At 42.0% G+C, this 22,129-nt stretch carries 24 protein-coding genes; 5 read left to right on the top strand and 19 right to left on the bottom strand.

What is annotated here, in order from left to right; genetic code table 11:
* Positions 1-90 precede the first annotated feature (90 nt).
* The 4 genes from ACP7AK_RS01365 (at position 91) to ACP7AK_RS01350 (ending at position 4,407) form a co-directional block, all read left to right on the top strand.
* Positions 91-1,686, top strand: a complete 1,596-nt coding sequence (locus tag ACP7AK_RS01365; protein ID WP_425878175.1) for a tyrosine-type recombinase/integrase — start codon at positions 91-93, stop codon at positions 1,684-1,686.
* A gap of 46 nt (positions 1,687-1,732) precedes the next feature.
* On the top strand, positions 1,733-2,332 hold the full coding sequence (locus ACP7AK_RS01360; RefSeq protein WP_425878173.1) for a hypothetical protein: 600 nt from the start codon (positions 1,733-1,735) through the stop codon (positions 2,330-2,332).
* 225 nt (positions 2,333-2,557) lie between these two features.
* Positions 2,558-3,115 carry a LexA family protein gene (locus ACP7AK_RS01355; RefSeq protein ID WP_044112759.1) on the top strand — a complete coding sequence of 186 codons (558 nt, stop codon included), beginning with the start codon at positions 2,558-2,560 and terminating at the stop codon, positions 3,113-3,115.
* The gene (locus ACP7AK_RS01350) at positions 3,112-4,407 is read left to right on the top strand and encodes a Y-family DNA polymerase (RefSeq protein ID WP_425878171.1); all 1,296 of its coding nucleotides are present in this window, start codon (positions 3,112-3,114) and stop codon (positions 4,405-4,407) included. Before ACP7AK_RS01355 ends, ACP7AK_RS01350 begins: the two co-directional genes overlap by 4 nt.
* Before the next feature lie 53 nt (positions 4,408-4,460).
* Here the strand turns inward: ACP7AK_RS01350 and ACP7AK_RS01345 are convergent, their stop codons facing one another.
* The 14 genes from ACP7AK_RS01345 to ACP7AK_RS01280 all read right to left on the bottom strand — a co-directional run bounded on the left by ACP7AK_RS01345 (position 4,461) and on the right by ACP7AK_RS01280 (position 18,802).
* Positions 4,461-5,036: a lysozyme gene (locus ACP7AK_RS01345; RefSeq protein WP_425878169.1), complete on the bottom strand. Its 576-nt coding sequence runs from the start codon at positions 5,034-5,036 to the stop codon at positions 4,461-4,463.
* Positions 5,036-5,254, bottom strand: a complete 219-nt coding sequence (locus tag ACP7AK_RS01340) for a hypothetical protein (RefSeq protein ID WP_425878167.1) — start codon at positions 5,252-5,254, stop codon at positions 5,036-5,038. The genes ACP7AK_RS01345 and ACP7AK_RS01340 overlap by 1 nt, the downstream gene beginning before the upstream one ends.
* Positions 5,251-5,808: a coiled-coil domain-containing protein gene (locus ACP7AK_RS01335; RefSeq protein ID WP_425878165.1), complete on the bottom strand. Its 558-nt coding sequence runs from the start codon at positions 5,806-5,808 to the stop codon at positions 5,251-5,253. Before ACP7AK_RS01335 ends, ACP7AK_RS01340 begins: the two co-directional genes overlap by 4 nt.
* A gap of 61 nt (positions 5,809-5,869) precedes the next feature.
* On the bottom strand, positions 5,870-6,103 hold the full coding sequence (locus ACP7AK_RS01330; RefSeq protein WP_425878577.1) for a hypothetical protein: 234 nt from the start codon (positions 6,101-6,103) through the stop codon (positions 5,870-5,872).
* Complete coding sequence (locus ACP7AK_RS01325; RefSeq protein WP_425878163.1) at positions 6,096-8,183, bottom strand: hypothetical protein; 2,088 nt, start codon at positions 8,181-8,183, stop codon at positions 6,096-6,098. Before ACP7AK_RS01325 ends, ACP7AK_RS01330 begins: the two co-directional genes overlap by 8 nt.
* A gap of 17 nt (positions 8,184-8,200) precedes the next feature.
* Complete coding sequence (locus ACP7AK_RS01320; RefSeq protein WP_425878161.1) at positions 8,201-8,587, bottom strand: hypothetical protein; 387 nt, start codon at positions 8,585-8,587, stop codon at positions 8,201-8,203.
* Positions 8,584-8,868 (bottom strand): carboxypeptidase regulatory-like domain-containing protein, encoded by a 285-nt coding sequence (locus ACP7AK_RS01315; protein ID WP_425878159.1) that lies wholly within the window; start codon positions 8,866-8,868, stop codon positions 8,584-8,586. Before ACP7AK_RS01315 ends, ACP7AK_RS01320 begins: the two co-directional genes overlap by 4 nt.
* Positions 8,869-10,131, bottom strand: a complete 1,263-nt coding sequence (locus ACP7AK_RS01310) for a hypothetical protein (RefSeq protein ID WP_425878158.1) — start codon at positions 10,129-10,131, stop codon at positions 8,869-8,871.
* A 52-nt stretch (positions 10,132-10,183) separates the two neighbouring features.
* Positions 10,184-11,797, bottom strand: coding sequence for a hypothetical protein (locus ACP7AK_RS01305; protein WP_425878156.1), 1,614 nt, complete (start codon positions 11,795-11,797; stop codon positions 10,184-10,186).
* A 9-nt stretch (positions 11,798-11,806) separates the two neighbouring features.
* On the bottom strand, positions 11,807-13,768 hold the full coding sequence (locus tag ACP7AK_RS01300) for a hypothetical protein (protein WP_425878154.1): 1,962 nt from the start codon (positions 13,766-13,768) through the stop codon (positions 11,807-11,809).
* A complete protein-coding gene (locus tag ACP7AK_RS01295) occupies positions 13,758-14,177 on the bottom strand; it encodes a hypothetical protein (RefSeq protein WP_425878152.1) in 420 nt (139 codons plus the stop codon). The genes ACP7AK_RS01300 and ACP7AK_RS01295 overlap by 11 nt, the downstream gene beginning before the upstream one ends.
* Positions 14,174-17,695 carry a tape measure protein gene (locus tag ACP7AK_RS01290; RefSeq protein WP_425878150.1) on the bottom strand — a complete coding sequence of 1,174 codons (3,522 nt, stop codon included), beginning with the start codon at positions 17,693-17,695 and terminating at the stop codon, positions 14,174-14,176. Before ACP7AK_RS01290 ends, ACP7AK_RS01295 begins: the two co-directional genes overlap by 4 nt.
* A 71-nt stretch (positions 17,696-17,766) precedes the next feature.
* Positions 17,767-18,186: a hypothetical protein gene (locus tag ACP7AK_RS01285; RefSeq protein WP_005104391.1), complete on the bottom strand. Its 420-nt coding sequence runs from the start codon at positions 18,184-18,186 to the stop codon at positions 17,767-17,769.
* A 55-nt stretch (positions 18,187-18,241) separates the two neighbouring features.
* Positions 18,242-18,802 (bottom strand): hypothetical protein, encoded by a 561-nt coding sequence (locus tag ACP7AK_RS01280; RefSeq protein ID WP_425878148.1) that lies wholly within the window; start codon positions 18,800-18,802, stop codon positions 18,242-18,244.
* 499 nt (positions 18,803-19,301) lie between these two features.
* Here ACP7AK_RS01280 and ACP7AK_RS01275 point away from each other — a divergent pair, with 499 nt between their 5' ends.
* Positions 19,302-19,472, top strand: a complete 171-nt coding sequence (locus tag ACP7AK_RS01275) for a hypothetical protein (RefSeq protein WP_005262212.1) — start codon at positions 19,302-19,304, stop codon at positions 19,470-19,472.
* A gap of 30 nt (positions 19,473-19,502) precedes the next feature.
* Here ACP7AK_RS01275 and ACP7AK_RS01270 read toward each other — a convergent pair whose 3' ends face one another.
* The 5 genes from ACP7AK_RS01270 to ACP7AK_RS01250 all read right to left on the bottom strand — a co-directional run bounded on the left by ACP7AK_RS01270 (position 19,503) and on the right by ACP7AK_RS01250 (position 22,126).
* Positions 19,503-19,841 (bottom strand): hypothetical protein, encoded by a 339-nt coding sequence (locus tag ACP7AK_RS01270; protein WP_312586534.1) that lies wholly within the window; start codon positions 19,839-19,841, stop codon positions 19,503-19,505.
* Positions 19,842-20,305: 464 nt separating this feature from the next.
* Positions 20,306-21,049, bottom strand: a complete 744-nt coding sequence (locus tag ACP7AK_RS01265; protein ID WP_004279617.1) for a hypothetical protein — start codon at positions 21,047-21,049, stop codon at positions 20,306-20,308.
* Positions 21,049-21,222 carry a hypothetical protein gene (locus ACP7AK_RS01260; protein ID WP_004893882.1) on the bottom strand — a complete coding sequence of 58 codons (174 nt, stop codon included), beginning with the start codon at positions 21,220-21,222 and terminating at the stop codon, positions 21,049-21,051. The genes ACP7AK_RS01265 and ACP7AK_RS01260 overlap by 1 nt, the downstream gene beginning before the upstream one ends.
* A gap of 9 nt (positions 21,223-21,231) precedes the next feature.
* Positions 21,232-21,654, bottom strand: coding sequence for a phage tail terminator protein (locus ACP7AK_RS01255; protein WP_004646451.1), 423 nt, complete (start codon positions 21,652-21,654; stop codon positions 21,232-21,234).
* The gene (locus ACP7AK_RS01250) at positions 21,629-22,126 is read right to left on the bottom strand and encodes a phage virion morphogenesis protein (protein WP_425878144.1); all 498 of its coding nucleotides are present in this window, start codon (positions 22,124-22,126) and stop codon (positions 21,629-21,631) included. Before ACP7AK_RS01250 ends, ACP7AK_RS01255 begins: the two co-directional genes overlap by 26 nt.
* Positions 22,127-22,129 lie beyond the last annotated feature (3 nt).

The following is a 22,129-nucleotide window of genomic DNA, read 5'->3' as shown; positions in this document are numbered from 1 at the left end:
CGTTTAACTTCGTTTAGTCGCTTCGTATTGACTTTTAGTGTCCTTTGATTGCACCCTACTTGCACCCCAATATTTTAATGGTGCAAATTTATGGGAACAGTCACTAAGCGACAAACAAAAGACGGCACAACCCGGTATAGAGCTCAAGTCCGTGTACAACGTCAAGGCTACCCTGAATTTAAACAATCCAAGACTTTCAGCAAAAAGTCATTAGCTGAGGACTGGATCAAACGCACGGAAGCAGAAATCGAATTGCACCCTGAAAAAATGTTGAATCCGGCGGTGCAAATAAAGCACAAAACGCTCAGGGAGTTCATTTATCAGTATTTGGAAGAAGCGGACAGCTTTGCCAGAACAAAAACAGGAGCACTACAGCACATCGCTAGTTTAGATATTTCTGAGAAGAATATCTATTCTTTAACACGACAAGACTTTTCTGATTATGCAATTATGCGAAGAAAAGGCGATCCAGTTAAAGGAACTGATGGTGTTGCACCTGCCACCATCTTAAAGGACTTAAGCCATATCAAGGCTGTCATCGTTCATGCAGAGTTTGTATGGGGCGAACCCTTGGAGACTGTGCTAATCGAATTTGAAAAAGCCATGATTGGTTTACAGAAGTCTCGCATCGTGACCAGATCTAAACAGCGTGACCGCTTGCCTACGGCGGAAGAACTTCAAATGCTGACCAACTATTTCTATAAAAGCTGGAAACGGGTCAAGAACTCCACACCTATGCATCTGATTATGTGGTTTGCACTCTACACTGCCCGTCGTGAAGATGAGCTGTGTTCATTGCGGCTGGATGATTACGATGATCTGAATTGTCAGTGGTTAGTCAGAGATGCTAAGAATCCGAATGGATCCTTGGGTAATCATAAGTATGCTCACATGGAACCAAGAGCCATCAATATGATTGATGAGTTTATGAAACCAGAAGTCCGAGATCGAATGCTTGCCTTGGGATATGACAAGAATCTTTTAATTCCAGTGAATACGCGTACCGTGTCGACTTACTTTACCCGGGCATGTAATGCGTGTGGTATTAGCGATTTGCGCTTCCATGATTTACGCCATGAAGCTGCGACCCGTTATGCAGAAGATGGCTTTACCATTCCTCAGCTGCAGACTATCACTCTTCATGAATCATGGAATACCCTTAAGCGATATGTGAATCTTAAAAAACGCGGTACCCGATTAGAGTTTGAGGAAGCGATCCGTGTTGCGGAAGATAACTATAATAGTTATTACAAAGAATGGAGTAAAAAACAGCGCTACATGGCATTGGTGGATAAAGATGATGCCTTTGAAGATGAAAGTGAAATTAATGTTGAATTTGATTTCATTAAAAAGCACCTGGATGTATTCATTGAGATTCACCAAAACAATAAATACTTTAAACGCCTGCATGTAAATAAGTTAAATAGCAATAATCCATTCGCCTGGGATAATTCAAATAAACGTTTTGTAGCTCATGATATCCAATTAGCTTGGGAAGACTGGTTTACTGAGAATGGAAAAGTAGACTGGGTTGAGTTACCGGAAGGAAGTACACATTTTGGTATCAAGGATCTGACTATAGTGAAGAAACTTAAAACCCGTACTTATGTATGGGAGACATCTATTCAAGGCTGGATAGATAGTTTTGGACAATATGTGATTGATGATAAGCATCTTGGAAAATAAAGATGATGCAGGATTGGGCTGATATTGTGGATGGGTGGAAGGAGTGATGAGTATATCAAAACTGGCATCTACAGTAATTTTAGCAACATCGTTTGCTACGATATTTCTTTTTGCGTTTATTTTTTACTTGTTTGGTGGCGAGGATAGTGCTCTAAAAGATGCACTATCAATGACTGCTAGTTTCTTTGGTGGAATTGCAACTCTCGTGGCTGCTTATATTGCTACGCAGTTATTTAATGATTGGAAGGATCAGGAAAAATACAGAATTACATCCAGTCTAGCTCTGGATTGTCTGAAAGACTACTTATCAGCTAAAGACATGTTATTTTTTTACTTATTTCAGCATGTTTATAATACCCCAGCCATCACCTATAAAGATCTTGATAATTTTTTCTTTCAAACAAATCATAAAATCACCACTCTTAATGAGATTCTTGGAAGGCTTAAAAAAGCTGAAATCGATAAAGAGATAGTTGATTCTTTCTATCTGAAAAACTATTTAGAGATTGCCAAATATATAAGTAGTACTGAAATGCTTAAACAATATAGTAATAATGAGCTCAAAGATTATCACGAGAAGTTCATAAATAACGAAAAAATGAAACTCCTGCCTCATAAATTATTGGACATATTAAAAATTGACTAATCTCGATCCCCACACTCACATTCGTCGTAATCGAATGAGCTGTGCAGCTCTGACTAAGAGTCTTTACCAAGTCAATTAGTACTGTAACCGTTCATCCGAAATATCATAATTTTGCGTCACTCTATGACGCATCTTTGAATTTAAAAGATTTATTTTATTTGTTTGATTTTTATCGAGTCTTTACAATCTTGATTATTGTTACAAAAATCAAGGAGTCGTAAAGTTATGAACAGTACTCATGGGGGTTTTCGAGCCGGGGCAGGTCGAAAAAAGTCTGAAGAGACTAAAGTTATTCGAGTGCCTGAATCTAAAATTCTTGATATCAAAGAATACCTAGAATCTCTTAAAAAAGAAAATGAAATTAGTGATATCCGTCAGTTTGATCCTGTCACAAAAATAGAAATACCCTTGGCAACCGAACGCGTTCAAGCTGGATTCCCCTCGCCCGCTCAAGATTATATTGATAAAAAAATCGATCTGAATGAGTACCTCATTAATAATGCGAATGCTACTTTTATTGTTCGTGCGGATTCTCTTTCTATGCTAAATGCAGGAATTGATATTAATGACGCCTTGGTTGTAGATCGCAGTATTCAGGCTAGGCATAGAGATATTGTGATTGCCAGTATCGATAATGAATTGACAGTGAAACGGCTAATTATTGATGCGAAAGGTTGCTGGTTGAAAGCTGAGAATGAGGGTTATCCAGATATTCATCCCCAAGAAGGTCAGCAGTTTGAAATCTGGGGTGTAGTCACAAATGTAATCAAGAAATTCAGATGAGCTATAACAATCAAATATACGCGCTCATTGATGTAAATAATTGCTATGTAAGCTGTGAGCGCCTATTTAATCCTAAACTTAAAGATGTGCCGGTCATTGTTCTTTCAAATAACGACGGCTGTGCAGTTGCACGTTCCCAAGAAGCAAAAGATCTTGGTATTAAGATGGGTGTTCCCCTATTCCAGGTTAGAGATATTGTCGAAAAACATAATGTACAGGTACTTTCGAGTAACTATGCTTTGTATGCTGAAATGTCTCAACGTTTCCATTCGATTCTGGCTGATTACGTGGCGCCAGGTGAGCAGGAAGTTTATTCGATTGATGAGTGCTTTTTAAGGCTTACTGCCTATTCTGAAAATTATGACCTGGTTGAATATGCGCAAAATATGCGACAGCGGATCTTGCAGTGGATCGGATTACCGGTTTGTGTCGGTATTGGTCGATCAAAGACCGAAGCAAAGCTTGCCAATCATATGGCTAAAAAAGCAAAACGCTTCAATGGTGTTTGTGATCTGGTTTCTATGGATCCTAAACATCGTGATTATTTTTCTAGTCTGATTGATGTCTCCGAAGTTTGGGGAGTGGGTCGTCAGCATAGTAAAAAACTAAAAAGCTTAGGTGTTAATACTGTTCTTGATTTAGCTAGGTCTAATTCACATCAAATGGGAAAACTATTTTCTGTGGTGATGCAGAGAACTGTAATGGAGCTACAAGGCATTTCCTGTATTGAGGTTGAGTCCGCACCGGCAACCAAAAAGCAGATTATTTCATCACGCTCATTTGGCGCTCGGGTAATAGATATCCAATCATTATCTGAAGCAATGAGTGATTATCTACAGAATGCCATTAAGCGGTTAAGAGAGGATGAATCTCTTTGTGGTTGTGTGATTGCTTTTGCCCAGTCCAATCCTTTTGACAAGAACAGACCTTTCTATAACAAGTCGATCAATATCGGATTTACTGAGCCGACTGACTGTGCTGCGGTTATGAACCGGGCTGTAATGAAGCGAATGAATGAGCTGTTTCAAGAAGGAATCGAGTTTAAGAAATGTGGTGTGATATTGACCGCAATCGAGCCAAAATCGACATACATATATGACCTTCTATCTGATAGTACTCAAATAGAGAAAAATGAGAAACTTCAATCTGCCCTTGAGCAGGTTAAGGTGAGATTTGGAGATAAGAAAATAGCAATTGGCCCATGCAAAATGCATGGTCGCGCATGGGCAATGGCCAGACAAAACCTGACTCAGAACTATTTTAGTTGGGAAGGGATTCTGAGGATTAATTAATAACCAGTCACTTATTTTAATGATAAACAATGCCCTCATTTGAGGGCATTTATCTATTTTAAGAATAAAGCCCTTTCTGCAGCTCGGCGATTCACCAGACCCTGCATGCGTTTGCCGCCGGCATTAACCCAAACATTAAATTGATTGGCGGCAGCCTTATAATTTCCCTCATTCAATCGTTTGACTAAGGTGGATTTTTTAAAGGCTGTAGCACCAATATTGTAGGCCAGTGAGACCAAAGCATCGAACTGATTCTGATTGATTGAAACATTGACCGCATCATTAACAGTTCGCTCAAAATCTTTCAGATCGTTCTGCATATAAGCTTTAGCTTCATCCAGTGTGCAGGTATCCCCTTTTTTAACACGAATGCCATTCGGATACTTTGTGGTGCCGAAACCAATGGTCCATACACCAACGCCATCATCATACGCTTTGAGTTCTAGACCCTCAAAATTGCACATCAAGTCAATACCACTTGGACTGACCCGCATTTCATCCGTGGCAATACCCAGCATACTGGTGACATCATCGTAAGCAGTTGCAATTAACTTATCAGCAGCATCGACCTGTTTTTGAGAGAGTTTGCCGCCACTGATCTTTCGCAAGAAATCAAAAATATGTTTCATTATGAACCACCCTTAACTTTAGGCTGTGCAATCTTACGGCCAACGTACGCCAGTGCAGGTAAAACTACAGAAAGCAAAATAGCATGGTATTCAGTCGGAATGAGCTGTGTGTTGATGCCTTCTTGAATTAAAATAGGAAGAACGCCCAATAAAAAAGCTCCGATAATTGGGAGCTTTACAGATAGATATTTCCAGACATTTTCGGGGATGAATTTCATTTTTCCTCTCTCATGTTTCGTTCATAAAGTTTGTTGCGGATTTCTTCAACCGTTCTTAAGAGTTGGTCAGATTGTTTTTCAAGAACTTGGATGCTCTGGGTGTTGGTCATGGTTTGAGTGTTTACCGTGTCTGTTTTTCCGGTCTGAGTGTTCCAGGCAACTACAAATAATCCAGCTAAAAAGATGCCACCAAAGCGCACAAGATTGGTAATACTATCGATTTTGGTTTTACTCTCATGAAGCACCCTAATCTGCATATCCATTTCTTTGAACTTCGGATCAATCTCATTTCGGACTTGTTTGATCTCGCTTTTAAAGTTTGACTTGGCTCGATCCAGATCATCTTGCAGATTGTCCCGAGTCTGAGTTAAATCATTCCGGGTCTGCTGATGTTCCTTATTGAGCTGCTCTAACTGCATATTCATGCGGTCAAGTTTTTGGGGCATTTCAGCGAGCTTGTCCATATTTTTGGATATGTCGCTGATCTTGTCTGAGATAGCAAGCAGCTGCCCTGCTGTCGCTATTGGCGGATCAGATGAATAGTCATTGGACATTGCGCCCCCTAAATTTTGGTAATAAAAAAGCACCTAAAAAGGTGCAGTTGTTTGGTTAAGTTTAGACTTCTATTTCTGAGTGCTGACCAGTTGGTGCCGGCCTTAAAATCACTTGATTGGAAACAAATACTCTGGCACCCAGGTTATAAGCTGTGCCAGATGTGCAAAGTACTGGACCAGATCCCCCATCAATCTGTACCCGATACTCTGGATGCTTCACTGAGGTGATGGTGCCAATGTATTCGGCATGAGTTGGATTAAGCAGCTTGCGCAGTTCAAATAAAGGATTAGTCACGGCTAATACGCTCCACGGTAATGGTTTCATTGACCTTTTCATGCGAAAAACTTCCACTCACCCCATCAATCACGCCCCACCACTGGCCATTAAAGGCAATCGTTTTTCCGGGCAGCATCTCGCCAATTTCCGAACTCACTGGAATATCTGAGAAAGTATGCAACTCCTGAATATTGGCTTTCACCAACTCATTTTTGCCGTAACTGGCACCAGACACTACATTGAATAATGGTCCTGTAACCGTTTCCAGCGGAACATCACCAGAGGTACCACGTTGCTGTACTTTCAGGCTTTCACCACTACGACTATTCACCACTGTGATGGCATTAAAGTCGGCAATGTATTCATCGTTCTGCTTGATGTTCTGCTGCATCACCAAACTTTCAGATAATAGAATGTCGTAATCATCCACGGCCATCGTATCCCAATAGCCTTTCTGGTACCGAGGTAAAATAGTCAGTGTATTGCCTGCTTTCTGGCTATAAATAAAGCCGCCGCCTGCATCAACCACCTGCTTTATTGCATCAATTGGTGCTAGTTCTGCATAACTCAGGCTCTCAATCGGTACGATCCAACCCAACTCATCGATAAGCCTCCAATCTAAGTTGGTACCGCTATTTGTCCGATCAATTTCAGCCTGAACCAGTTGAACAGATGTGCGTTCGTTATCCTGGATAAACGAACGTAAAGGCGCATATTTATCCGAGTTTAGAGCTGTGACACTTCGACCCGGGTAAGTATAGAGCACACTGGCAAAGCGCCGGGTTTCTTCTGGATCTTCCAATAAAATATGATGCTCGAACCCATTGAGCATTATCTTAAGAATCACTGGCAGACCATTAATTGGCTGCAGTTTATCTTTCTCGGTATGAGCCACAGTAATCGAGTAAGTCCAGCACCATTGAGACCGGCTGGTACTATAAGTACCCTCCATGACTTTAATCTTCTCGCCAGTATCCAATCGTTCGGCTGTTAATGTGTTCACGATATACCACCAGTTCCTTTTTGGCAGTGCAGGAATACAGTCATCTGCACCAAAATTTAAAACAACATTGTGTGAATCAACGTCATGACAGAGACAGACAAAATTTAAATCACCTGTGCCTTCGTATTTGGGTATTTCAGGCTTTGGCCAAGGTTGAACCGGATGCTTGCGGTAATGAATCGCTTTGGCCTGATCCCAAGGCAAATCCGACTTGGTGATAATCTCAAGGCTTTTATCCCACTCAAATGAAAAGCGATGCTCAAATACTTGAGCCACTTCATGTGAATAAGTAAAAGTCTTGCGCCTACGAATCATTTCTTGCCAGACGGTTTCTCGGTTATGGCGCAGTTTGATTGTTTCTTGATGCGCATAGCGCTGATGAATAAAGCGCTTATCAGCTTCCTCCCAGATCACGTACGCATCAGAACTCAAACCAGTGGCTTGCTCATGAATGGATCTAACCACCCGGGTTAATGACCCTGCTTGCTCATGCCAAAAATCTACCTGATTAGAAATCACCAAGCCTTGATCATAAAAAAGAGCCTCATTTGAGACTCTTAATATTGGCTTGGCCCACGGTATTTCTGTGGTGCTCAAGGCTGCGATAGCCTTCTGATATCGCATATCAAAACCATAAGACACTCCGACCAGATGATTAATATCGAATAACGCTTTAACCTCAAATTGAAATTCAGTATCTAAAATGGTATCAATTGTGCACAGATTTTCACTAAATACTGCTTCAACCTCAAAGCTAAAGCTCGTATCTAAAACAGTATCGATTTGGCCAATGACATCAGTATTCTCACTAAATACAGCAACTACATCAAAGCTGAAATCAGTGTCGAGTACCGTGTCTATGACTGCAGTATTTGCACCACTGTCGGCATAAACTGCGGTGACTTCAAATGAGAATTCAGCATCGAATACAGTATCGATTGCTGCAGAAACATCATCCCCAAAGTTGAGATTAGTCGAGCCGTCGGCCAGATGCTCAAAATTTAGAATGATGTTGTGGCTGTCGGTATTATCAGGCTTAAAATTTAAGTTTAGGTTGTGAGCATCAACGGTGCCGAGCTTATTTTTAAAATCCACATGAGCACCTTTTTAATTTAAGGTCTGAGTTTTATCGATTGGATAGACAAGGTACCACCCACGACCAGATTAGTATTCGCCAGGGTGATGTCTGTTCCCACGGTTAGATCTGCAGCTACTTCACCAGCACCATTATAAATACGCGCCCAGGTGGCGGTCCCTGTTTTGATCACCGTTGCGGTATCTGTTGGGTGAAGCTCTACATATGCTGCTGTGGTTTCTTTGATACAAGGCTCCGGAAATGTGAGTGTCACCAAGGCACTGTTCGCATCTGCTGCAATAGCAGGACTGGCAGGCTGCACACCCTCATAAAAAATAACGGTAGCACTTTGGCTACCGTTATCCATAAAATTTGCAAAGGCTTGAATCATGGCAAGCCGAGCACTAGTAGATGTTTTACTCATTTTGGCACCACGTTATCTTGGATGACTGCGTTGTAATGACTTGCGGGATCATGTGCAACAACAAAAAAAACCATGTTGCCAAGATTTGAAAATGTGTACTTACCGTTGTGATCTGTCACAACATCCTGAATTATCGCGCCGCTCAGTTTCTCAAAAATCCTTACCCTACAAGGTATTGATATTCCATTCTTTTTAACAAAACCTTGAACTTTCAGATGTGATGATAGATCAATTGATATGCCATCTTTTCTTGCACCAAAATCAACCAAAGTAACAATCACTTAAGATTCTCCTAAGTCAAAAACCACCTGCCCTAAGTGTGGGGCTGTGTCGCTATCGTGATCTGCGTGTATATTTTTGGCAATAAATAATCTTCCTGCGGAGTTAATACGCTGCAAGTCTGCAAAAGGTTTTGCTTTTAACAGCCATTTCACAATTGGCAATTCGCCTCGAATTACAGTTGCTTCATTGATGATAAGCGGAAAAAATGGCGTTTTTGTATTTGTGATGTAGTTAGATAACCCACTTCTCATGGGTGTCACACCAGTTTCAAGTGAGCTGATGCGCGCAGAAGTATAAGCGTCGACTTGGTTTGATCTGCGCTGAAGTAAGAGTGTTGATATTGAGCTTGATCCAAGTGCAATAAATTGAGCTGAACGCCCATCTGCGCTTGCTGCCGCATACCTCAGTGATGACGATAAGAAGTTACTTGCAGAATCCACATCCAAAAAAGTATTAAATGCACCAAATCCATAGCACAGAGCGTGATTATTATTATTAACAACACATGGCAAGAAATAAAATGTATTTTTGTCACCAACAATTAAATAAGCTCTATTTCCATTCTCGGGCTCAAAAACATCATTTGATGTTGCATACCCCATCATTTCACGTGTTGATTTAGCATAATACCACTTTGACCAACCATTAATGGCTGCCGATCCTGTGCCTGTGCCCACCCAGTTTTTACCTGGATTGGCACTATCATACGGAGCTTGCACACCCAGCATCGTATCAATATCAGTCATATCTTCTACAATACCGACTTTTGCATACTTCGCATAAGTTGCTGTGTATGTAGGATCCAACTCATCAACGACACGCAAAAAAGGTCGGCTTGGTAAAAGTAAATTTGCAGACCGGTATGCTGCTTTTCCTCCCGTGTTTCCAAATGGCTTTTCCCACCCTAGTGGCGGTAATGATGCATTAATAGTGCCTGTAGTAGTGCTTGTACTTGGTGCCACTGCAAGTTCAAAAGTCACACTCTGCGCATTCGGTACTGTTAAAATTCGATGCTCACCATTAAACTCAGATTGCGCAGCACCTGTGATTTTAATCACCTGATATTGCATCAGGTTATGGGTTGTGCTGAATGTAGCGGTTACTGTTGTGCCTGATGCTGTCAGTGATGATACTGTGCCAATATTAATGCCATTTATCAGGCAAGGATCCAATACATTAATCATCGAGCCATAAGCATTTTGCAGTTGTGGTGCATTGTTATTGGTATGCATATAAAATTTAATATCTGTACTTGCGACCATTTTTAATACTCATAAAAAAGACCGCATATAGCGGTCATATTTGAATTAATGTTTACAATACGCGGTCAATATCACCACGTAGCATGATCTGGAACTGGTCTGACAATACTGCGGGTTCTGACTGTTTTACTGTGCGAATCACCCAGACCGGAAAGTTTGCAGCCACGGTATTGAAACGCAGGACGTTACCATTAGCCCAGCCTGCTCCCCAGCCTTCTTTTTTAATAATGAAATACGGTACACCCGTGACCGGGTTAATCGGTGCATAGTCTGCATTAACCGTGCCTGTGCCAATCTGACCAGAGTATTCACCTACACAACGAAAATCAGTAGCGCTGGTAAAAATCAAAGCCCAACGTTCCTGAATAGCCCCCTTGTTTGTCACTTGGAGTGGATACAGCGAGTCATTGTAATTCGCTAAAATTCCTGAACTCGGCTCATCCGCCCAAGCATTACCCCATGAACCTTGCACAAACTTGCGTGTGTAACGCGCCTGCATGTCACCAATGACCAAAGCAGAACCAACTATAGTATCGACAGCATCATAGTTATGCGTTAAAGGCTTGGTGAACGTCAGCTGACCATTAATCTGAACATCACGAATCAGCCCCATATCCTGATAGCGGTATTTCACTGTCAGTGGTGCGACCAGATTACCCAGTACAAAGTCACCACCCAATGTCACGCGGCCATAGTCATAATCAACCGTGTATAAATCGAAAGCTACTTTCGTTCCGTTAGCATCTTCCAGTTCTGCCCATGAGATCCGCTGATCATTGAGATCGTACGTGGTTCCTGCAATTGCACTTGGTAATTCCTGCGCTTTGCTTGAGCTGACAATACCAATCCCACCTACACGGAAAATTGGCACACGGCCATCAATTGGTAAACGCGTTGCAGACAAACCAAGGATTTCAGAATCCAGTGGAATGTAAGTATAGGCTACGGCGTTATAGCGCACGGATGAAGCATCCACCCAGACCGGGACATTGATATAAGCGTCTAAGCCTTCCTGATATTCCAGTAATGGGTCATACCAGTCATTCGCTTCAATGTCTGCTCGGTTGGTTTCGGTGATTTTGGTTTTGGTATAAAAGTAAATCGTGACAAAGCCATTATCCCAATTGACCTGACCATGTGCCCGGCTGGTTTCAATCACACCGTTTTCATCAGCAGTTAAAGTTAGCTGCCCAAATTCAATTGATGCTAAAACCACAGTTAATGATTGTGGTCGGATCGGCATGACTGGCGTTCTAAAACTGATTTTATTGACCGGCAATAAGTCGGTCGTTGTGGTTAAGGATTCCAGAGTAATCGTGTTATCTGCATTCGGGGTCCAGGAATCAATTTCAACAATCCCTGTACCGTATTGAATGACACCCGACTGAATCCCGCTATTATTGGCTGGATTCACATTGCGATATAGCAAGCCGGTACGATCCAGAAAGGTATCAGCACCGACCTTAAAGCGCGCTGAACCTGTCAAAATCTGCTCATCAAAACCAGAAGATAAATCCAGCTTTAACTTATTTGCAGTCACCGTATGGGTTGCTGAGTTCGAGCCAGAGGTATCGCGGTATTTCACTTGAACATCAACGGCATTAAGGGCTTTTAATTCAACCTGCTGACCTTGAATGTCTGACGTTTGTGGAGAATAAAAAGACATATTTCCTCGCTAGGCAGCCGCATAGGTAGCCATAGGTGTAAAGGTTTGCACAAATCTGCTCGCTGTACTTTTTGGTGTGACTTCAACTGCGCCAGTGGCATAGATAATGGTGCCTTGCACTTGACCGCGGCTATTCACCAGATTACCCATAGTTGCATTCACCGGCACATCTGTCAGAGTTACAGACCCTGCAATCCCCTCACTGCTTTGAAGTGGAATTTTTAACTCAACACTATTTGGCTGAATTGCTGGTCCTGTACCAATGGTAAAGGTCAGCTTTTGATTTGCTGGGGTAACATCCATCTTGGTCTGCTCAAGTGATTGACCATAGTTATAGATCACCGAAAAGACCGTACCTTTTTGTGGCAACTTATTTGGAATGATTTTGCCAATACCGGTGGCATAGTTAATTTCACCTGTGGCATCCCCAGTAAACTTACCTTGAGCATTTGATGTTGCAGTTTTCGCCTCACCCTCAAGGGTCCAATTGATGGTGATACCCGGCAATACACCTGGTCGACCCAAATCAAACTCAAATGCAGCTTTTTCAACACTTAAATTAGATCGCACAAAAGTGATAATCGGTGTGCCCCAGTTCAGCAGAATCGGTGTGTCTACATCTGGTAATGCGCCAGTGGTTAATAGCCATGAGCCAGTTTCGTAATTGATCATGCCCGAACCAAAAGATGGACTGGCGGCCTTTAACTGGCCTGAACCATCATCTTTAAGCTCATAGAACTTGCCCTGCGACATGTATGAAATCGAAAGTGCACGAGGTGCAGGAATTGGAATTAAAACTCCGGTCCAGTTGGTGCTTTGGTTATTTTGAGTCACCGGAATGGCATGACTCTGGTAATACTGATTCGGTGCAGCTGCTGGTTTAAAAGTAATATTCAAACTTACGGTTCCAGCCGGTGCTGCTGCGGTCCATTGAATCAAGCCACGCTGGTAATCAATCGTGCCGACTTGTGTACCTTGAGTATTCTTAAGTAATCCGCCCTGATCAGTAATCTGCTGACCTTGCAATGTAAACGCCACGCTAGATGGAATCACCGCAGAGCCGATATACAGGTTTTGGCTGACACCAATCACCATATTTGGATAATTAACAGTAATGGTGCCTTCATTACCCGCCACCAGAACTACACTTTCACCTGCAGCGTTTACATCAATGATCGGTGTTTCGGTCTGGGCCGATGGAATCAGTTGAGCAAAGATGCTTTTAGCATTTACTGTGAATTCACCCACATTGGCATCATCTGCCAATGCAGTCGATGAGTAATACAGACCTGTGTCAGCAACAATGGTATCGCGAATGATGGTCTTGGATTTCTCACCGTTGTACCACTGGCGTGCTGAAAGACCCACAAAGTCAACCTCAAGAGCATCATTCAAGGAATACGTAGCAACCTTGTATTCAACATTTTTACCATCGATGACCATGATTGCAGTACGAGTTTCAACTTTGGTAATGCGCACATATTGCTCACGCTCTAAAGCCTTACCTTCATCACTGATCAGCACAATGGTGTCACCTACTGAAGACTCGACCTCTTGCGGAAACATGGCGACCTGCAGCGATGACATGCCCTGCCAATGGGTATCAAGTGGCGTACCGGCAATCTGTCCGCCTTTGGCCAGATAGTTTTCCACCCGGTTCTGGGCAGCCTGACGTTCATCGTTCCAGTTCTTGGTACTAAATAGCAATGCGGATACGTTTGGATCCTTTGGTAGTTCAGAGACAAATACCGTTGCACCCATCAGTAAATCAGTGTCTTCAGTCGTGACTGCTGGAAAGACCTTACGCATGGAGACATCACCCATGGTTCGATCCATTTCCGACACATCATTGAACAGGTTGTTGCTAATGCCATCCTGGACTACTACACCTGAGTATTTACCACCGCCATCAGCGTTATCAGTCAAGCGTTCAGACTTGTAGATTACTAAATCTTTGGTTTCAATCGCCATCGTTCAACTCCGTAAAGCGCAAGGTCACATTAAAATAATCATCCAGTGATACCGCTGGAATTCCTTTCACCGGTGCGGCCTCTAAAGCCCCATCCTGGTGGTTAAATTTGACGGTGAATTGCCGGCTATCATGTGGTTGCTCAAACTGCAGTCTGAAATTTTCATCTTGCAGTTTTGACCACTCCAAAACAGTCCGCAGTTCACGCAACCTGATCCAACCCATCTGTGGATCTGCCGGTTGCAAGGTAATTGGTCGACCCGACTTCTTTTTGCCTTCCTGAATATGCAGAGTGCCATCCATGGCATAGGTCTGATTCTGCTCAATGGCCTTCCATGAAAATTCATCAGGCCATAAAAAACCGTCCTCTAATGGGACGGTTTCGGATGTTGCTAAGCGAATTAGTTTCATGTTGATTTCGCTATACCTTTTAATTGATTTACCAGACTGGTCATCACATCCTTTTGGCTTGCATCGCCTGTAAGGGATAGGGTTTGACCTCCGAATTGAATGTTGTAATTCACACTATCACCCCCCTTACCATAATCTCTGGTTGATGGTACTGAAGGAATAGACGGCGCGTAGTCACTCAAGTTACTGGAACCAGTAGAAACCACGTTAATAGAGCGAAGCAATTCATTAATCTTGTTGGTTCCGTGTTGAGTGGTAATGCCTTTTGCAGCCGCCCGATCAAATTCAGCATTGATTAATGCTTTCATTGCAGGGTTGCCATCCTTACCCAGTCCTTGAGCTTTAGCATCACGATCTGCTTCCAAAGCCTTAGACCAGATGGTGCCGGCAAGCTTTTGTGCTTCCTTATCGCTGTATCCTTTGCTCTTGAGTTGAGATAAGACATCGTCCTTGGTATAGGAGTCATATCCATAAATTCCCTTGCTCAATGCCTCGCCCTGGCGTTTCATCTCTTTATTGAAATCACCTTTGGCTTTATTGACTGCATCAGCCCAAGCCTCAGTGGAAGTTTTGGCCTCCTCTCTTGCGATTCGACCAGCATGACGATACCCATCACCAATACCGCGTGCAGAATCTCTAACGCGGTGATTAGATTTTTCCCACTCATCCATGGATTTGACGGCAGCAACGCCTGTGTCATTAATCTCAACCTTGAGCTTTTGTGTAGCATCCGCAGCATTAAACGCAGCTATGACTCCCGCATCACCAGACAGCGCTACCGCTTGGGCTGCTTTTTTATGCGCTTGTTCAATTCCTTCGGCAGTAGCTTGGCCACTATTTCGAATTGTGTTGTAGTCCATTAAAGCCTGTTGAGCTGCAAGCTTTAGGTTTTCCTTAGTCTCAATACCAAGACGCCTGAAAGCTTCTGTGACAGGGTCAATATCATCTGGTAGTCCTTGAGCCTGCATTTTGATAGCAATTAAGCCTTGCTCAACCTGAGATGTTGAAATCTGACCTTGAGTACCAAATTCCTGAAGCTTGGCTTTTGCATAGTCGATTTCAGCTTGGCTTTTCGCTGTTTCCAGCCATTTAAGCCAGGCCTGATATGTCACATCACCAGCTTGCTTGCCCTTAACACCAAGATCATCAAGGCCTGCTGCAAAGTTATTAACATTTTTGCCATTTTCTGCGAACTTTTCAGAGACACGATTTAAGGAAACATCCAGATCCAGACCTAAAGCGGTTGCAGCTTTTCGCGCTTTATCAGCTGCATTTGCCGTACCCTCTGTTGCTTTTGTACCATCATCCATGGCTTTGACAATTGCTTTACCAGCACCATCAAACTCAAGTTTTAAACCCTGAGCTGCAAGGATTGTTTGTAGGGTTTTTTGGGTGGCTGCATCAGCTGCTTTTTGAGTGCCATCTGCTGCTGTAAGTTGAGCATTTACCCAATCTTGTGCAGCTTTAATCTTAGCCTCAGTGATTTTCTGGCTCTCAGCCTGATAGGCTTTTTCTTTAGTATCCAGCTCGGCAAGACCTTTTACAGCCTGATCAATTGCAACCTGATTACCAGTTTTTCGTGCTTCATGGAGCTGCTGCTCTAACTGAATGCGCTCATCACTAATAGCCTTGTAGTCAGCCTTATGCTTTTCTTCTTGAAGCTTTAATTCATTAAGAGTTTTTTGGCTCTCAGCAACCCGTTCTTTATTTGCTTCATCTTCAGTCTGACGAATCTCTCGAATTGCTTCTCTTGTTGCAGATTTGCTTTCAAGTGCTAACCTGTTAGCCTCTCTACCATTCTTTTCGGCTTGTCTAAACAGAGCATCAGACGCATTTTGAGCCTGTGCAGCCAGATCATCGAATCCTAAGAAATCCAGTACGGCGGCACTAAGTGCATAAATACCTCCTGAAATAAACTGAATACCTGCAAGGAGTAGCTTAAGCGCAATGTTTAGCCCAGTTGCAGCATCAGATACCACCCCTAATGCAATTTTAAAAACATTGAATAGAGTAGTTAATCCACTAACCTCCTCCTTGCCACCCATAATTGCGTTAAATAATGGAGCAATCGCATCCAAGGTAGATGTAAAGGCACTCCAGGCGGTTTCAGCGATGCCAGCCATACTTGATATGACATTTTTTATTGTGTCGTAGACAGCAGATAAGGTACTTCTGATTGCCTCAATAGTAGATGGATCAATCTCAGATAGTTTGCCCTGGAACCACCCAATACCTTCAGCAACATCATCAAAGAATACTTTCAAGATTCCAAGATTATCCGCAATGATTGATAGTGCATTAGCTACCGTTGCACTTGACCCATTGGCCTGATCCATCTCACCAATCAGAATCTGCCATTGTGTGGAAATCTTCTGCAGTGCATTGCTGATAGTAGTTGGAAACTGGTTGTAGGTTTCTTGGATCTGGGTAGCTTGGCTTTGAATAGCCTTAACAACCCTTTCAGATGTAAGCTCACCATTTTCCGCCATTTTTCGGAGCTCACCAGTAGTGACTCCCAATCCTTTGGCTAAAGCCTCTGCAAGACCATAACCATTCTCCATAATGCTATTAAATTCTTCTCCCCGAAGAACAGAACCTTGCATGGCCTGAATAAACTGAGTAATTGCAGCCTCACTGGCCTGTGCAGTACCACCACCAATCTGAATCGCTTGTGTAACAGTTTTCGTGAGATCTAGTGCCTGTTGCTGCGTCATCCCCATTTCTTTGCCGACTGTATTCAGTCGGGTAAATAAATCACCTGTTGCCTGTAAACTAGAATTTGTGGCAAGTGCTACCTGATGAACTCCAGCCATTGCAGAACTAAAGTCACCACCTTCACGGGTAGCAATCTGAATACGGACAGATAGGTTAGTGTATGAGTCGGCGGCTTCCGCAAGCTCACGAATACCCAAACCTATACCAAGAGCAGTTAATGCACCCACAAGTGTGTTAACAGCAAACTTAGCACCATCAATGCCCTTTTGCGCCGTTTGAGCTGCTGTATCTGTTTCTCTTAAGCTGTTGTTGGCTTTGCCTACCTCTGCCTGAAATCCACTAAAAGCCTGATCTGCTTGCTGAACTTCTTTTTCAAGTTGATCAACCTGGACTTGTGCTTTTTCAATATCTGCAGGTGAAGCTTTAGTTTTTGAAAATGCTTCAAGATTTTGCTTGGCTTGGGCTAAATCTCCTTTAAGTTGATCTAAAGCCTTTCCAGCCTTATTACCAAAATCCGTAAAATTCCCTGCTGTAGATTTTGCATTGTCACCAGCATCTTTGATAATGCCTGTAGCAGCATTTAGAGACTGAGAAAGTTTGTCTGCTAACTCACTGGTGCCTTTAGGGATAATATTTCCCATTTCTTTCGAAGCATCAGTAGTTGCTTGTTTTAATCGTTCAGATTCGTGCTTAATTGTGTTGAATACTGATTTAACTGTATCTTCTGACTGTCTAACATTGCCAACGAAACCTTTAGTGTCGGCATCCATGACTAATTTGAATGTTAAATTTTTACCAGACATGCTGACCTCTAAATTTTAGGCAATAAAAAACCCGCCGAAGCGGGTAGAACATTGGGTATAGATATAAGTGTTTAGGATGTTTCCTCTAAGATTGAGCCGCAGTGCTTGCATTTTCTCGCATCAAATCTAATTAGTTCGCGACAATCAGGGCAATTCTTTTGCTCAACTCCATTTTCGTCCAATTTTACAAAATTACCTGCATTATTTGAAAATATATCATTTGCAACTAATTTGGTTTTGCTTGGTATTTTAAAAACTTCTGGCTGTGCTTCTTGTGGGATTGATTGCTGTATTTGTTTAGGCAAAGGTGAATAAAGTCTTATATTTTGACTGCCGCAAGAACCACAAACCTTACCGCCTGATCTACGCCAGATTTCATATATTATCCCTGGAAGCAAGCCAATAAAAAGCAAAACGATAGTTATAACAAAACTACCTTTAGTTTTTGCAGAGCCTACACGTCCACAAACAAGACATTCCACTTTAGCCATTTTCCCTATTCCCTAAATTATTATTTTCCCATCATAACTTTAGGGTGCTACTTGATCAATCAGAAACCATTTCTTTCTTAAATGACTCAAAACCTTTCTTATCAGACTGTGCCACACGTCCGGCAACGGCGTTATTGAAGATTCCCTGCTTATATAGCTTGTTTGCTGCTGTGACGTAGTTCTGGAATGCGCCGTAGGTCATTTCCATGATTGCACTATGCTGATGACCCATTGATACCAGGAACTGGAATGAATCAAACCAGGTGGAGTCATCTTTCTTTTTGATGCCGCGTTTTGGCTTTTCGTATTTGAAGTAAGCCTGATTGATCAGAAGCACCGTTTTAAGTAAATCTTTAAATCCCTGCTCATCAGCAGCAAGTTCCACCAGTGATTCGTCGCCCAGATCAGTGACGCATGCCATGGTCGAAATGACCTGTACACCATGAGCTTTAAATAGCCCTGTCAAAATCTCATCTGAATGATTTTGGTCTTTGATGAAGTTCTTTAACGGCTCAGCATGCATTGCCCAGATATCAAAGTCTTTCATCTGGATCTGGCGCACTTCGATATCTTTGAGCTTAATGCTTCGATTCGTTGCTAAGAAAAAATCATTCATGATGGGATATCGAAATAAATTTTAGACATTAAAAAAGCACCCTAAGGTGCTTTTCTTTTACCGTTGATAAAGGCTAAATTCTATAAAGTCCAACTACCACCTTGTCCCATCTCATAAACGATGAGAATTAAGGCTAGTACCATTAGAACGACAACAACGATTTCTGCTTTTGTTAGCATTTTCGGTACTCCACTTTTCATCATTCACATGATAAGCAAAGCAAACAATTAATAACATAAATATTACAAAAAATTATTGGATGTTACAAAGATTTAGAAGTTAGGGAAGTTTCTTTAGAGTGTAGCTACCTACTGAAGCATTCAAACATTTCGTTAAGCAACTCAACAAAAAGTTTCAACCGAAAAGCATTCTTACGCAAACCTAGAAACCTATAACTTTAGACCTGAATATCTTACATATCCCGACATAGCTGCTACATCCACGATTTAAATCATTCTCTACACTGAAATTAAGTCTTAGAAACGTAGAGGAAATTCAAATGAAAAAGTATTCGAAAATTCTAATCTTAGCTTTAATGGGATTTACCGGTACCGTTGCTATCGCAGCTGACTCGATTCCAATAGAAGCCACTGCTGCAGCTGAAGCGCAACAGGTTGCTTTAGAGTATGGAAATGAAAAAGATCAAAAATCTGAATCATCTGGTGAATAAAAGAAAGCCCTTAATTAAAGGGCTTTTTAATTACTTCCAGCTTGGCGTACAAGCATTCTTCCATGACAACTCAAATTGCTTTTGATCCGTCTGATTTTCTACAAGCACTATATTTTTCTGAAGCACAATGAAACGTTGAAAACCAATATCTTTACCGTCTGCTTCTTTATAGCTTACCTCTCCACACTCTCCTATTTGATTGCGGAACTTAGCTGAATCAGGATTGGGAATGAATTCTTTTGTAGCTTCTTTTGCAAATTCAAGCTGTTCCTTTTTGCTTGTTTCTAAATCAAGATGCTGACCACTAGATTCCTTGTGTCCACACCCAGCTAAAATCACAATAAAAAAGAATAAGCTTAAATTTTTCATAATATCCCCATGTATTAAGGGCGACACTTTACATTAATTTTCAATCTTATTTAAAGCCTCGGGAGAGTGGATTTGTAAAGTTATGTTTTACTATTTTAAGTCTTTTTAAAATTGACCCTATATAGCCAGGTGAAACTTCCACTTATCAAAAAACCGCCCCAAAGGCGGTTCTTAGCTTACTAACTTACTGACATACAAGATAAATAAAAGTAGAAATAATTATTACGGCTAGGATGGAGACAAATATTTCTATTTTAGTCATAGCAGTTTTATTCTTAACATGAACTGAATATCTTTTATATCCCCATCAGATGAAAATTAGAATAACAAAAGATTACATAATCTTTATTTTTTACTATTTATTAAGTTTCATCTTAAATGTTTTAAGACTTATTACTATAAGGCAGGCACAAAAAAAGACGCATAGCGCCGTGGAGTTCTTTGTGCCTGTATGGTTTATGGGTTTATGCAGCTACGCTAAAACGCTCAATATGACCAAATACACTTAGCTCTTCATCATTAGCTTTAGAGATATCTGCCAGTGCTTCACCTTCAATTGAATAAGATCCGAAGTCCTCATGAATTAGATCAAACTCGGTATCTGGCGAAAATTCGACGCGCCATAAAGTTAAGATCACCTTATCGCCTGTAACAGTATCAATGCCTTTAAACAGCAAGCGATATTCATTACCTAGGTTAGTTGCAATTGTAGTACGTGTCTTAGCACCGGCTTTGGCAGAAAACTTAACTGAACCAACAATAGCTTCATTAAAAATGACTGTGCCGTAAACAGCATCCAGTACATATTTATCTGAAGTGATGGCAACATCCGAGCTGTCTTTAAAATCCACTTCACTTAAATTACGATGTCCTAAGTCAATCATGGCGCCAGCTTCTACAGCACCCAGAGTAATATCAGTCAGCTGAGTTTCAGGGATTTCGATTGATTTGCCACTTAGGACCATTGCTAAGTTTTGCTTTGTTACTTCTTCAAGCGTACCAGAGATAGCCACTGCAGTTTGTTTGCGTAGTACCGCATCCTTAGCACGGAGGCCGGTTTTACTTTCATAGTGATCAGTGGATTCACTAGAGATTGCGATCTGCAATTCCGGTGTATTACCAACGGGCAATAAGGCAGATGGCACACTATTAACCATCTTCGCCAAATGAAGCTCGCCTTGAAGCGAGATTAAATCTGATTTAGCCATTACTTTTCATCCCCTGTGGTTTTCTTGGCTGGAGCAGCGGCTTTAGCTTCAGGTACTTCCTGAATCACACCATCTGCCAGTAATTTTTTAATTTGAGCATCATCCAGCCCGCCGACTACATCACCTTTTTTAAAGCGACCGACAGGCTGAGTTGCCTTGTATTGTTTTGCCATGACTGGCTCCTAAATAAATTTCTGTGATTCAAAAATAATAGTGATGTATGCAAAGCCTGGACTATACCCATCTCGAACTGATATGAAATCTAGTGCAGTACGCGATGCTTGAGGCTGCCAGCCTGACAGAAGTTGAATAACTTTTTCAGTCAAAAGCCCGGCTTCATCACTTACAGCACGTCCATCAGTCATCTGAGATTGAGCATTGCGGCATGCAACCGTAACCGCCCATTGCTGACCGATCTGATTGATACTTCCACGACCCGCACTGGCTTTCTTGTCGATACGAACAAAATTGACATGTGCAGATGGCGTGACTTGTGACATCTCTGTTACGCTGACTGAATTCAACGGCGTATAGATCTTTAGAAATTCAGGAATTTCTTTCAGCTTTTCTGCAATCTCATCACGTACCGCGAAGAAGGTGCTCATCTATAAAACTCCCAACAATATCCAAAACCATGACTTCATCTTCCGCATCAAGACCGAGTTGAGTCCGAGGTGGAATAATGGATTGCTTAACTTTCCGATATTGGCCACCCACTGCAAAGGTGATGTATTGGCCATTCTTGGGTAGGATTGTTGCGCCATAATGCAGATGGGTTGCATACGCAACATCTGTACCCACCTCCACACCGCTTGAAAGAACATTGTGTGTGTAGGAATTCATTAGGCGGCCAGTATCACGTAGCGTTTCGCCACCTTGCAGCTTGGCTCTCCATGAAATCTTCCACGGGTTACCATCCACACCAGTACCGGTTAAGAATCGATGCTGAATACTGTTGACCAGCCCAGCACCAATCTCATCAAACAACTGGCTCTTGAGTGAATCAAAGTCACCTAATTGATTCAGCACCGCTTCAATCGGTGAACTATCTGCCTGAATGGTTATTGCAAAAGCCATAAA

The sequence above is a fragment of the Acinetobacter sp. TWP2-2-3 genome, from assembly GCF_049896445.1.
Taxonomy (GTDB): Bacteria; Pseudomonadota; Gammaproteobacteria; order Pseudomonadales; family Moraxellaceae; genus Acinetobacter.
The sequence above is the reverse complement of the archived record's forward strand: the minus strand, read 5'-3'. Positions and strand labels throughout refer to the sequence as shown.